Origin of the sequence: Saccharothrix variisporea (genome assembly GCF_003634995.1) — a bacterium.
In the GTDB taxonomy this organism is placed as follows: Bacteria; Actinomycetota; Actinomycetes; order Mycobacteriales; family Pseudonocardiaceae; genus Actinosynnema; species Actinosynnema variisporeum.
In genome coordinates, this window is sequence record NZ_RBXR01000001.1 from 7505739 (window position 1) to 7517794 (window position 12056).

11 protein-coding genes and 1 riboswitch are annotated in these 12056 nt (G+C 72.0%); of the genes, 7 read left to right on the forward strand and 4 right to left on the reverse strand.

The genetic code is table 11. The features are described from left to right. Positions 1 to 34: 34 nt before the first annotated feature. The 6 genes from gcvH (at position 35) to gcvP (ending at position 6903) form a co-directional block, all read left to right on the forward strand. Complete coding sequence (gcvH, locus tag DFJ66_RS34390; protein WP_170199834.1) at positions 35 to 436, forward strand: glycine cleavage system protein GcvH; 402 nt, start codon at positions 35 to 37, stop codon at positions 434 to 436. 113 nt (positions 437 to 549) lie between these two features. After that, complete coding sequence (gene garA / locus DFJ66_RS34395) at positions 550 to 1014, forward strand: glycogen accumulation regulator GarA (protein WP_121227558.1); 465 nt, start codon at positions 550 to 552, stop codon at positions 1012 to 1014. Continuing rightward, positions 1011 to 1664, forward strand: coding sequence for a transcriptional regulator FtsR (ftsR, locus tag DFJ66_RS34400; RefSeq protein ID WP_211351406.1), 654 nt, complete (start codon positions 1011 to 1013; stop codon positions 1662 to 1664). Before garA ends, ftsR begins: the two co-directional genes overlap by 4 nt. 142 nt (positions 1665 to 1806) lie before the next feature. Then, complete coding sequence (locus DFJ66_RS34405; RefSeq protein ID WP_033427967.1) at positions 1807 to 2280, forward strand: bifunctional nuclease family protein; 474 nt, start codon at positions 1807 to 1809, stop codon at positions 2278 to 2280. A gap of 787 nt (positions 2281 to 3067) precedes the next feature. Further along, a complete protein-coding gene (locus tag DFJ66_RS34410) occupies positions 3068 to 3634 on the forward strand; it encodes a MerR family transcriptional regulator (protein ID WP_121227562.1) in 567 nt (188 codons plus the stop codon). Positions 3635 to 3763: 129 nt separating this feature from the next. Next, a riboswitch (glycine riboswitch) is annotated at positions 3764 to 3854 on the forward strand. Positions 3855 to 4011: 157 nt separating this feature from the next. Continuing rightward, positions 4012 to 6903, forward strand: a complete 2892-nt coding sequence (gene gcvP, locus DFJ66_RS34415; protein ID WP_121227564.1) for an aminomethyl-transferring glycine dehydrogenase — start codon at positions 4012 to 4014, stop codon at positions 6901 to 6903. Between the two features lie 51 nt (positions 6904 to 6954). Here the strand turns inward: gcvP and DFJ66_RS34420 are convergent, their stop codons facing one another. After that, complete coding sequence (locus tag DFJ66_RS34420; protein ID WP_121227566.1) at positions 6955 to 7356, reverse strand: DUF3224 domain-containing protein; 402 nt, start codon at positions 7354 to 7356, stop codon at positions 6955 to 6957. A 62-nt stretch (positions 7357 to 7418) separates the two neighbouring features. Here DFJ66_RS34420 and DFJ66_RS34425 point away from each other — a divergent pair, with 62 nt between their 5' ends. After that, positions 7419 to 8393 carry a helix-turn-helix transcriptional regulator gene (locus tag DFJ66_RS34425; RefSeq protein ID WP_121227568.1) on the forward strand — a complete coding sequence of 325 codons (975 nt, stop codon included), beginning with the start codon at positions 7419 to 7421 and terminating at the stop codon, positions 8391 to 8393. Here DFJ66_RS34425 and DFJ66_RS34430 read toward each other — a convergent pair. The 3 genes from DFJ66_RS34430 to DFJ66_RS34440 all read right to left on the reverse strand — a co-directional run bounded on the left by DFJ66_RS34430 (position 8369) and on the right by DFJ66_RS34440 (position 12040). Further along, positions 8369 to 10153: a substrate-binding domain-containing protein gene (locus DFJ66_RS34430; RefSeq protein ID WP_121227570.1), complete on the reverse strand. Its 1785-nt coding sequence runs from the start codon at positions 10151 to 10153 to the stop codon at positions 8369 to 8371. The genes DFJ66_RS34425 and DFJ66_RS34430 overlap by 25 nt on opposite strands. Positions 10154 to 10251: 98 nt before the next feature. Beyond that, the gene (locus tag DFJ66_RS34435; RefSeq protein ID WP_121227572.1) at positions 10252 to 11130 is read right to left on the reverse strand and encodes a 3-methyladenine DNA glycosylase; all 879 of its coding nucleotides are present in this window, start codon (positions 11128 to 11130) and stop codon (positions 10252 to 10254) included. A 4-nt stretch (positions 11131 to 11134) separates the two neighbouring features. Next, positions 11135 to 12040, reverse strand: coding sequence for an ArsR/SmtB family transcription factor (locus tag DFJ66_RS34440; RefSeq protein WP_121227575.1), 906 nt, complete (start codon positions 12038 to 12040; stop codon positions 11135 to 11137). Positions 12041 to 12056 lie beyond the last annotated feature (16 nt).

Here is a 12056-nt window from a genome sequence, read left to right on the forward strand (position 1 = left end):
TCGTGGGAAGATCCGGCAGCGAAGATCCACCGTCATGAAGGAGCGCACCGCGGTGATTCCCGAGGAGCTCAAGTACACCGAGGAACATGAGTGGGTGCTGCGCACCGGTGAGGACACCGTGCGCGTGGGCATCACCGACTACGCCCAGGAGCAGCTCGGCGAGGTCGTGTTCGTCCAGCTCCCGGAACTGGGCGAGCAGGTCGGCGCCGGTCAGACGCTCGGCGAGGTGGAGTCCACCAAGAGCGTCTCCGACATCTACGCGCCCCTGGCGGGCGAGGTCGTCGCGCGCAACGACTCGCTGGACCAGCAGCCCGACCTGGTCAACTCCGACCCCTACGGCGAGGGCTGGATCGTCGAGCTGCGCCTGACCGACCCGACCGCGGTGGACGACCTCCTCGACGCGGCGGCGTACCAGGAGATTGCGGAGCAGGGGTGACGTCGATCTTCCGGCGGCTCTTCGGTCGGTGGGGGAGCCGCTCCTCCGAGCAGGGTTCGGGCACGATAGGTTCTGAAGGACGAGACGGTTCCAGCAGCAGGAGGAGAGCTCAGGTGAGCACGAACGACGGGCCAGGCGTTCCGCCCGAGCAGTCCCCGGAGCGGACCTCCGTGTTCCGGGCGGACTTCCTCGCCGAGGTCGAGGGCGCCGAGGCGCCCGCCCAGGAGCCGGCCGTCGCCGGCGTCGACGCACTGCCCGCCGGGTCGGCCCTGCTGGTGGTCAAGCGCGGCCCGAACGCGGGTTCCCGGTTCCTGCTCGACCGCGACACGACCAGCGCGGGACGGCACCCGGACAGCGACATCTTCCTCGACGACGTGACGGTCTCGCGCCGGCACGCCGAGTTCCGCCGGGAGGGCGGCGAGTTCGTGGTGATCGACGTGGGCAGCCTCAACGGCACCTACGTCAACCGCGAGCCCGTCGACCAGGCGGTGCTCGCCAACGGCGACGAGGTGCAGATCGGCAAGTTCCGCCTCGTGTTCCTGACCGGTCCGGGCACCGGGGGTCAGGGGGCGCGGTGACGGCGGCGGCCGGGCGGCCACAGCGCGGGGGGTCGAGCATCGGAGCGGTGCTCGCGCAACTCCGGACGGAGTTCCCCGACGTCACGATCTCCAAGATCCGTTTCCTGGAGTCGGAAGGCCTGGTCCGCCCGGCCCGCACCGCCGCGGGCTACCGCCAGTTCACCGCCGCCGACGTCGAGCGGCTGCGGTACGTGCTGGCGGCCCAGCGCGACCGCTACCTGCCGCTGAAGGTCATCAAGGAACAGCTGGACGCGGCCGACCCGGACGTGCGCGCCGACGACTTCGCGCCCACCGGCGGGCACCGGATGAGCCGCGAGGAGCTGCTGGCGCGGTCCGGCCTGGACGCGGCGGGCCTGGTCGAGCTGGAGCAGCACGGCCTGATCCGGCCGGGCGCCTACGACCACGACGCCCTCCAGGTGGCGGCCACCGTCCGCGCGCTCGCCCAGTACGGCCTGGAACCCCGTCACCTGCGCCTGTTCCGCACGGCCGCGGACCGCGAGGTGGCGCTGGTGGAGCAGGTCGTGGGGCCCAGGCGGGGCCGAGCCGACGAAGTGGCCCGCGAGTTGGCGGCGCTCTCCGTAACGCTGCACACACTCTTGGTGAAAATCGGCCTCCGTGAGGCCATCGGCGGACGCGTTCCGCCCAGGTAGAGCCGTTTCCGCATCGTGATCGGCATTTTCGGCGCGGTTGCGCACAAGGCCCGCTTGGCGGGTAGCGTCGAAGGGGTACGTGGGGGATCCTCGTGGTAGCGGGGACGCCAGGATTTCAGCGCGCTGAGGGAGGCGAGACCCGATGAGCGAGATGCGCGTCGTGGGCGTGCGGGTGGAGTTGCCCGCCAACCAGCCGATCCTGCTGCTGCGCGAAACCGAGGGCGAGCGCTACCTGCCGATCTGGATCGGCTCGGTGGAGGCGACCGCGATCGCGCTGGAGCAGCAGGGCGTCCGGCCCGCCCGGCCGTTGACGCACGACCTGCTGAAGGACGTCATCGGAGCGTTGGGCAGGCAGTTGGAACAGGTCCGGATCACCGACCTGCAGGAGGGCACGTACTTCGCGGAACTCGTGTTCGACGGCGACGTGCGGGTGTCCGCGCGGCCGAGCGACTCGGTGGCGCTGGCGCTGCGGATCGGCGTGCCGATCCACGCGGAGGAGTCCGTGCTCGCCGAGGCCGGGTTGATCATCCCGGACGAGCAGGAGGACGAGGTCGAGAAGTTCCGCGAGTTCCTGGACTCGGTCTCGCCGGAGGACTTCCGCGGCGCGGACACCTGATCGACCTTCGCTCGACCCTCGCCCGGCCCCGTCCGGATTCGTGCCGACCAGGCCCGGAGCGCCCGCCGCTCCGGGCCTGCTCTGCGCTTTCAGTCCGCCGCCGGCGCCGCTGAGCCGAGCTGCCTGACTGGCGCGCCGCCGCCGCCCCGCTGTGCCACCCGCCGCTCTGCCCTGCCGAGCCGCTCTGCCCTGCCGAGCCGGGCTGCCCCGCCGCGCCGCGCTGTGCCACCCGCTGTGCCGCCGCTCCGCCTGCCGCGCTGTGCCGCCGCCCTGCCCGCCGAGCCGCCCTGCCGAATCGAGCCGCGCTTCCCGCCTTACCCCGCGCTGGGGTGCCGCCTGGGCTTGGCCTCCGGCCCCCGGTTCCATGATCGCACCGGCCACCGACAGTCCAGGCGGGAGCGCGTGGGGAAGCGGTGCGCAACCGGGGTCGGGATGGCCCACGAGGAGCCGGCGTCCCGCCGCGAGTCGGAGCGGGCCCCTCGTGGGTGTGTGCGGTGCGTTGTGGATCTGCCCCGCGTGCCACCCCCCGGTGTCACTCCTCCGGATTACACAACGTCAGCACCTGTCCGCTAAACGATCACTAAACGTCACCCGAATGGCTTACGACGGCCGACTCTCTCAACCTCAACTTGACGTTGAGGCACGACACGCTCAGCGCGTCGCGTTGACCTGCCCCCTAGGCGGTCTTACCGTCGAACTCAGGTGAATTGCCACGGTGTGATTCGAGCACCGCGGCGGCTTCACGTTGGTCGCCGGCCAGTCGTGGCCGGACCGAGGGGAGGCAGGCGTGGTCGAGGAAGCGCCCATCCGGGCCGGAACCGGCGAACAGGGTGAGCTGTTCCCGGACTCCTCGCTGCCGGACGAACTCGTCGGGTACCGCGGCCCGGCCGCGTGCCAGATCGCGGGGATCACCTACCGCCAGCTCGACTACTGGGCCCGCACCGGACTGGTCAACCCGACGATAAGGAGTGCCCACGGCTCCGGTAGCCAGCGGCTCTACTCGTTCAAGGACATCCTGGTCCTCAAGGTCGTCAAGCGGCTGCTGGACACCGGGGTCAGCCTCCAGAACATCCGCGTCGCGGTCGACCACCTGCGCCGCCGCGGCGTCCAGGACCTCGCCCGCATCACGCTGTTCAGCGACGGCACCACGGTCTACGAGTGCACCTCGCCCGAGGAGGTCGTGGACCTGCTGCAGGGCGGCCAGGGCGTGTTCGGCATCGCGGTCAGCGGGGCCATGCGGGAGATCAGCGGCACGATCCACGAGTTCCCGGCCGAACGCGCCGACGGGCTCGCGGTCGACGAGGCGCCCAACGACGAGCTGTCCCGCCGCAGGCGGACGCGCGCCATCGGCTGACGCGTGGGCGGGGACGGGGCGCACGAGCGGGGTGTTACCCGCCATGACGGCGGCGTAAACCTGTGAGATCCGCGTCGCGTCCGTGACGGAAGACGTTCACCCGCCGGGTACGATTCGCGCGTAGTCGCTTTATCCCGTGCGGGAGAGTCCGAGCCAGTCTCGGCGCCGAAGGAGCAAATCCTCCCCGGAACCTCTCAGGCGCAAGGACCGCGCGGGTGAGACGCCTCTGGAAAGCGGGTCGAGCACCACCCGACCCCGCCGACGGTGCAAGCCCGGTCACGCCGGGTGAAGCTCTCAGGCGCCCGAGAAAACGGGCAGAAGACAGAGGGGGAGGGCAACGGCAGAAGTGTGTCCGTAGCCCGCGAAAGGCGCCTTATATGACGCAGGACCGCATCCCCCTCGCCGCCCTTGAGCACGGCACCCCCTTCGCCGACCGGCACGTCGGCCCGCGGCCGGCCGAGCTGGCCCGCATCCTGGACGTCATCGGCGTCGGCTCCCTGGAGGAACTGGCGCAGCGCGCCGTGCCGGAGTCGATCCGGGAGCGCGAACTGGTGCTGGACCTGCCCGCGCCCGCCACCGAGACCGAGGCGCTGGCCGAGCTGCGCGCCCTGGCCGCCCGCAACAAGCCGCTCACCCAGATGATCGGCATGGGCTACTACGGCACCCACACCCCGCCGGTGATCCGCCGCAACGTCCTGGAGAGCCCCGCCTGGTACACGGCCTACACGCCCTACCAGCCCGAGATCTCCCAGGGCCGCCTCGAAGCCCTCCTGAACTTCCAGACCATGGTCGGCGACCTGACCGGCCTGCCGCTGGCCAACGCGTCCATGCTGGACGAGTCCACCGCCGCCGCCGAGGCGATGACCCTGGTCCGCCGCGCGGGTCGCAGCAAGTCCACCAAGTTCGTCGTGGACGCCGACACGCTGCCGCAGACGCTGGCCGTCATCGAGACCCGCGCCGAGCCGTTGGGCATCGAAATCGTCACCGCCGACCTGTCGCAGGGCCTCGAAGGGCTGGGCCTGGGCGGCGACTTCTTCGGCGTGCTGCTGTCCTACCCGGGCGCGTCCGGGGTCGTGCGCGACTACGCCGCCCTGGTGGAGGAGATCCACGCGGCCGGCGCACAGGCCGTGTTCGCCGCCGACCTGCTGGCCCTGACGCTGCTGCGCCCGCCGGGCGAGATCGGCGCGGACGTCGTCGTCGGCACCACCCAGCGCTTCGGTGTGCCGATCGGCTTCGGCGGCCCGCACGCCGGGTACATGGCCGTGCGCCAGGGCCTGGAGCGCCAGTTGCCCGGCCGCCTGGTGGGCGTGTCCGTGGACGCGGACGGCAACCTGGCCTACCGGCTCGCGCTGCAGACCCGTGAGCAGCACATCCGCCGCGAGAAGGCGACCAGCAACATCTGCACCGCGCAGGTCCTGCTGGCCGTGATGGCGTCGATGTACGCGGTCTACCACGGCCCCGAAGGCCTGCGCGCCATCGCGACCCGCACCCACCGCCTGGCCACCGTGCTCGCGGCGGGCCTGTGCGAGAACGGCGTGGAGGTCGTGCACGGCGAGTTCTTCGACACCGTGCAGGCCCGCGTCGAGGGCCGCGCGGCCGAGGTCGTCGCCACCGCGCGGGACCTGGGCGTGAACCTGTGGCAGGTGGACGCCGACACGGTCTCCATCGCGTGCGACGAGACCACCACCCGGGGCGACCTGGAGAAGGTGTGGAAGGCGTTCGGCGTGACCGTCGCCGACGTGGACGGCCTGGACGTCGACACCGCCGACGCGATCCCCGCCGACCTGCGCCGCACCAGCGACTACCTGACCCACCCGGTGTTCCACCAGCACCGCTCCGAGACCGCGATGCTGCGCTACCTGCGCAAGCTGTCGGACAAGGACGTGGCGCTGGACCGCAGCATGATCCCGCTCGGCTCGTGCACGATGAAGCTCAACGCCACCGCCGAGATGGAGCCGGTGACCTGGCCGGAGTTCGCGAACCTGCACCCGTTCGCGCCCGTCGAGGACGCCGAGGGCCTGCTGTCGATCGTCCAGGACCTGGAGCACTGGCTGGCCGAGGTGACCGGCTACGACGCCGTGTCCATCCAGCCCAACGCGGGCAGCCAGGGCGAGTTCGCCGGCCTGCTGGCGATCCGCGCCTACCACCGCGCGCAGGGCCACGCCGAGCGGGACGTCTGCCTGATCCCGTCCTCCGCGCACGGCACCAACGCCGCCTCCGCGGTCATGGCCGGGATGCGGGTCGTGGTCGTGAAGTGCGACGACCAGGGCAACATCGACATGGACCACCTGCGCGCCACGGTCGACGAGCACCGCGACGACCTCGCGGCCATCATGATCACCTACCCGTCGACCCACGGCGTGTACGAGGACACCGTGCGCGAGGTGTGCGCGCTGGTGCACGACGCCGGCGGCCAGGTGTACGTGGACGGCGCGAACCTCAACGCCCTCATCGGCCTCGCGCAGTACGGGAAGTTCGGTTCGGACGTCTCGCACCTGAACCTGCACAAGACCTTCTGCATCCCGCACGGCGGCGGCGGCCCGGGTGTCGGCCCGATCGGCGTGCGCTCCCACCTGGCCCCGTTCCTGCCCAACCACCCGCTCCAGCCCACCGCCGGTCCCGAGACCGGTGTCGGCCCGATCTCCGCAGCCCCGTGGGGTTCGGCGTCGATCCTGCCGATCTCGTGGGCGTACGTGCGCATGATGGGCGCGGACGGCCTGCGCCGCGCGACCCTGACGGCGGTGGCGGCGGCGAACTACGTGGCCCGGCGGCTGGACGAGCACTTCCCGGTGCTCTACACCGGCGAGGGCGGTTTCGTGGCCCACGAGTGCATCCTCGACCTGCGCCCGATCACCAAGGCGACCGGCGTGACCGTGGACGACGTGGCCAAGCGCCTGGCGGACTACGGCATCCACGCGCCCACCATGTCGTTCCCGGTGGCCGGCACGCTCATGGTCGAGCCGACCGAGAGCGAGGACCTGGCGGAGATCGACCGCTTCATCGACGCGATGATCGCGATCAAGGGCGAGATCGACCGCGTGGGCGCCGGCGAGTGGCCCGCCGACGACAACCCGCTGCGCAACGCCCCGCACACGGCGGCCAGCGTGACCACCGGCGAGTGGACCCACCCGTACAGCCGCGAGGTGGCCGTCTTCCCGGCGGGCGTGGGCGCCCCGAAGATCTGGCCCCCGGTCCGCCGCATCGACGGCGCCAAGGGCGACCGCAACCTGGTCTGCTCCTGCCCGCCCCTGTCGGCCTACAACAACTGACCGCTCACCCGACCGACGGCCCCGTGCTCACCGCGCGGGGCCGTCGGCCGTTCACGCCAACTCGTAGTCGAACGCGTACCCGCCGGGCTCGCCCATCTGCCACGTGATCGTCCCCGATCCGGTCAGCCCCGCCAGCTCGCCGGAAGCCGACACCACGGTGAACGTCCCCCGCGCCACCCCGTCGCGGAACCCGCCGCTGTGCTCCAGCACGAACGTCCCCGACCGGCCGCCCAGGGTCCCGGTCACCACCTCGATCCCCACCGACCGGCACGACGAGTCGTCCGGGTAGTCCATGAGGAACCGTTGCTCGCCGGTCCCCTCCAGGTCACCGGTGTAGGCGACGGTCATCGAGCCCGTGGTCTGCTTCGGGCCGGTGACCTCGTCGTAGCGCTTGCCGTCCCACGTGTGCTCTTCCCAGCTCTTCATCTCGGCATTGCCGTTCGCGGTGCTCATGAGAGGCACTCTGCCGGTAGAAGCTGACAACCTGTGTCAGGTTCCCGGGGCAAAATGCACCCATGCGCGCCGGCCGTCTGCTCTCCCTGCTCCTGCTCCTCCAGTCCCGAGGACGGATGACCGCGCAGGAACTGGCCGACGAGCTGGAGGTCTCCGTTCGCACGGTCTACCGGGACGTCGAAGCCCTGAGCGCCGCCGGCGTACCGGTCTACGCCGACCGCGGACCCGCCGGCGGTTACCAGCTCCTCGACGGCTACCGCACCCGCCTCACCGGGCTGACCGGCGCGGAGGCGGAGTCGTTGTTCTTCGCCGGGATGCCGGGGCCGGCGGCCGAACTGGGGCTGGGCACGGTGGTCGCCGCCGCTCAGCTCAAGGTGTTGGCCGCACTGCCGCCGGAGTTGCGGTCGCGGGCGGGGCGGATCAGGGAGAGGTTCCACCTCGACGCCGGCGGGTGGTTCCGGCAGGCCGAGGACATGCCGTTCCTCGCCGGCATCGCGGACGCGGTGTGGAACCCGAAACGGCTGAGGATCAGCTATCGCCGGTGGGGCGACGAAGTCGTGGAGCGGACGGTCGGGCCGCTGGGGCTCGTGCTCAAAGCGGGCCTCTGGTACCTGGTGGCCGAGTCCGACGGGCAGCCGCGCACCTACCGGGTCGCCCGCGTCGAAGCCCTCCAACCGACCGACGAAGACTTCGCGCGGCCCGCGGACTTCGACCTCGCCACCTTCTGGGCCGACTGGTCGCGGAAGTTCGAAGAGCGGATGTACCCGGAGAGGGTCACGGTCAGGGTCACCGCGCTAGGCCTGCGCACAGCACGTGTCCTGCTCAGCCTCGCCGCGTCGAGGGCGCTCGAGGACGTCGAGCCCCGAGGGGAGTGGACGACCGTCGAGATCCCGACCGAATCCCTGGACCACGCCCTGGTGGACCTCCTGCGCCTCGGCCCGGAAGCGGAGGTCGTGGCACCACCCGAACTGCGCGAACGCGTCAAAGCCCGGCTGGAGGCGACCGCCCGGCTCTACCGCGAGTCCGACAGCAGCTGACCCAGCGCCGCGTCCACCCCGCGCCCGTCCTCGACCACGGACAGCGTCCCGCCGGTGGACCGCGCGATCTCCGACAGCGGCTGCCGTTCCGGGTCCGGGCCGATCGCGATGATCGACACCGCCACCTCGCGGCCCTCCTGCTTCGCCGCCGCCAGCTCGGTCTTGAGCTGCGCCAGCGTCAGGCCGCCGTCGTTGGGGCTGTCGGTGAGCACGATGATCCGGTTCTTCTTGCCCGCCTGGAAGTCGGTGACGGCCTGCTTGTAGAGCGCGGCCAGGCTGGAGTACAGGAACGTGGCGTTCTGCGGCTTGAGCCCCGCGACCCCGTCGAGCAGCTGCTGCTTGCGCGCCACCACCGGGCCGGGCGCGACGAGCTGCCGGTACGGCTTGCCCCCAGCCAGCTCGCTGGAGAACTCCCACAGCCCCAGCGACCCCGACACCGACCGGTTGATCTGCCCGGACAGCGCCGAGCGCACCCACTCGATGCGGGAGCGGCCGTCGCCGCCGGGTTCGCCCATCGACTTGGACGAGTCCACCAGCACGGTCACCACCTGGCCGTTGTCGGCGGTCGCCCACGCGGCCGAGATCTGCTGGGTGGTGTTGGCGTCGGCGGGGACGAGCTTGTCGGTCATGGTCGGCCAGCGGATGCCCGGCGACGGCTTGGGCCGCTCGGTGGTCGCGTCCACCCGCAGGCCCGCCGCCGCGAGCAGCTTCTGCTGGTCGGGTTCGAGCAGGAACTCGCGGAACGCCTGCGCCGCGCGCACCTGCGCCTCGCCGACCCAGTCGCCCGCGAGCGGCACGAACGGGTAGTCCGCGACCGGCGACGGCCCGCCCGCCGCCACCCCGTACAGCGGCTGCAACGGCGGCGTGCCGCTGTCCTTGCCGGTGTTGTACCGGTACAGGTCGACCTCGAACACCGGCACCGCCGAGAACCCGGCCGCGTTCACCTCGGGCTTGTCGGCCAGCAGCGACAGCGCCTCCCACGTGCTCGCGGGCGTCTGCGCGGGCTTGGACGCGGTCAGCTTGCCCAGCGTGGCCTTCACCGGGTCCAGCGCGAGCATGTCGGTGGTCACGGGACCCTTGCCGTCCGGGGACGCGCCGGCCAGCGCGGACTGGACCGCCATCGCGGTGGCGGCGTTGGCCGCCGGGTCGGGCATGGCGACCTTGAAGTCGCCCCACTCGGGCTTGCCGAACCGCTGCCAGCCGCCCGCCGCCGCGGTGATGTCGGGCAGGTCGGTCCACCGGAACCCGGCGCCGGACTGCACCGCCGAGGCCGCGTCCTGGGGCAGCGCGAGCAGCACCGGGCTGGCCGCGATGGACTGCGGCTGCGCGCCGATCAGCGCCCGGTCCTGCGCGGCCAGCCGGTTGGCCCACAGCGTCGAGTCGGTGACCCAGGCGTGCGGCTTGGCGTTGAGCTTGCCCTCGTCCCAGCCCTGGGTGAGGCCCTCGAGGACCAGTTCGGAGTCGATCGCCTGCACCTCGGGGCGGATGCAGTGGTCGTAGACGACCGGGCGCTGCTTGGCCCACGCCCGCGCGACCTCGCGGACCGCCTCGGCGACGCTGGGCGCGGCGGCCACGCGCAGCACGGCGTCACCCTCGCGGCAGTCGCCGGCGACGGCGGCGGCGCGGCGGTCGACGATCCCGGCGACCCACGTCCACGCGAAGTACCCGAGGAGCAGCAGCACGACGACGCCGACGATGGCGACCGGCCACTTGGCGATCCCGCGCCGCACCTTCGTCCGCAGCGCGCGGTGTCGAGACATCGTCTTTCCCTCTCGAACGTCCGACTTCCGGTATGGCGAATCCCGACCGGCGTCACGCTAACAGGTGAAGTCTGCGGAACGGGTGAAGTGACGTGGAGTTATGACGCCGTTACGGCGGCGTCGAGGAACGTCTCCGTGAGGTCGATCAGCGCGGCCCGCAGCGGCGCCGCCGCCTCCACGAACGCGCTCTGCCGCCGGACGTACTCCGCGCGGCCCTCGGCGGTCTCCACGGCGATCGGCTGGTAACCCAGTTCTCCCAGGTCGTACGGGCTGGCTCGCATGTCCAGCTCGCGGACCTGGAGGGCGAGCTCGAAGCAGTCGGCCATCAGGTCCGACGGGGTCGCCGGGTCGAGCTTGTAGCTCCACTTGAACAGGTCCATCGACACGTGCAGGCAGCCCGGCTGCTCCAGCAGGACCTGCTTCTCCCGCGTGGGCTGCACCACGTTGAGCGGGCGCGCTTCGGGCGTGAAGAACCGGAAGGCGTCGAAGTGGCTGCACTGGATCTTGTGCGTCTCGACCACCCGGTCGGTGCCCTCGCCGCCCAGCCGCAGCGGCCACGCCTCGTGCCGCACCCGGTCGGCCCGGTACACCATCGCCCACTCGTGCAAGCCGAAGCAGCCCAGCCGGGGCGGGCGCGACGCGGTGGCGGTGAGGAGCCGGTGCGTGAACCCGATGGTCGACCGGCGCTCGCGAGCGAACGCCTCGACGTCCAGCGTCACCCCTTCGGGAGTCTCCTTGTAGAGCGGCCAGCGCAGGTAGTGACGAGCGGCGTCCCCTTCGAGCACCACGCCGGGACCGGGGTGCCAGCGCTCCAGCCGGGACGGCCGGTGCGAGTAGTACGAGAACAGGAAGTCCAGCACGGGGTGCTTCTCGCCCCGGGCCTTGCGCTCGTGGTGCGGCCCCGTCCACGCGCGAACCCGGGCCGCGTGCGCATCACGGCGCGCGGTCCACTCGGCTTCGGACAGGACGACCCCCACGCCCCTATCGTATTTCGCCCTCCACCAGCGCCTGACCGAGGTCCGTGCGCAGCGAGACGACCTTGCGCCCGTCCCGGCTGCTCACCGCCAGCCCGGCGGCCCGCAGCACGGCCAGGTGCTGGGACGCCGCGCCGACCGTGATGCCCAGCCGCGCCGCCAGCTCCGACACCGTGGACGGCCGGTCCAGCTCGTGCAGCATCCGCGCGCGGGTCGGCCCGACCAGGCGGGCGAGGGCGTCGCCGACACCTCTTCGGGTCTCCCACAGCGAGCCGAACCCGTGCGCCGGGTAGCACAGGGCCAGCCGCACCGGGCTGTCCCGCAGGTAGACGTCCGGCCAGGTGAACGCCGAGGGCACCAGCACCAGGTCCCGCTCACCGGCCACGATCCGCCGTCCCGACACCCGCACCCCGTCCGGGTCCGGCGCCACGTCCGGGTGCAGCTCGGCCAGCACGGTCGGCGTGCCCTGGTCCACCAGCCGCCGCGCACGGCGCTCGATGTCGCTCTGGAGCACCCCTTCCAGCCGGGGCCAGACCGGGGCGATGACCGCGTCGTGGACCTGCCGGAGCCGGTCGAGGACGGCGGTCAGCGCGGTGGCGTGGTCGTCCAGGAGGGGGCGCAGGCGAGGGTCGTCGGGCAGCGCGGCGGCGACCCGGGCGGGCTTGGCGACGCGGGGCAGGAAGTGCAGCTCGGTGTCCATGTCCATCGAGCGGGCACCGGGCGTGGGGATCAGGAACTCGGGCACGACCGGCCGCGTGACCAGCGTCGTCAACAGGGTCGGGTCGGGTCCGAGCGCGGCCAGCCGGGGTCGTGCCCAGGCGGTCCAGCGCTGGTGGGCCGGACCGGGCGCGGCCAGGACGCGCAGCGCCGCCACGGTCTCCCACAACGGCGACACGGCGAACCTGAAGGGCACGGTTCATCTGACACTA

Bases quoted from the DNA above. Each gene is read 5' to 3' on its own strand.
- DFJ66_RS34420 (WP_121227566.1), bottom strand. From the start codon at position 7,356: ATGAGCACCGCGAACGGCAATGCCGAGATGAAGAGCTGGGAAGAGCAC.
- DFJ66_RS34425 (WP_121227568.1), top strand. From the start codon at position 7,419: ATGCGCGCCGGCCGTCTGCTCTCCCTGCTCCTGCTCCTCCAGTCCCGA.
- gcvP (WP_121227564.1), top strand. From the start codon at position 4,012: ATGACGCAGGACCGCATCCCCCTCGCCGCCCTTGAGCACGGCACCCCC.
- gcvH (WP_170199834.1), top strand. From the start codon at position 35: ATGAAGGAGCGCACCGCGGTGATTCCCGAGGAGCTCAAGTACACCGAG.
- DFJ66_RS34405 (WP_033427967.1), top strand. From the start codon at position 1,807: ATGAGCGAGATGCGCGTCGTGGGCGTGCGGGTGGAGTTGCCCGCCAAC.
- DFJ66_RS34430 (WP_121227570.1), bottom strand. From the start codon at position 10,153: ATGTCTCGACACCGCGCGCTGCGGACGAAGGTGCGGCGCGGGATCGCC.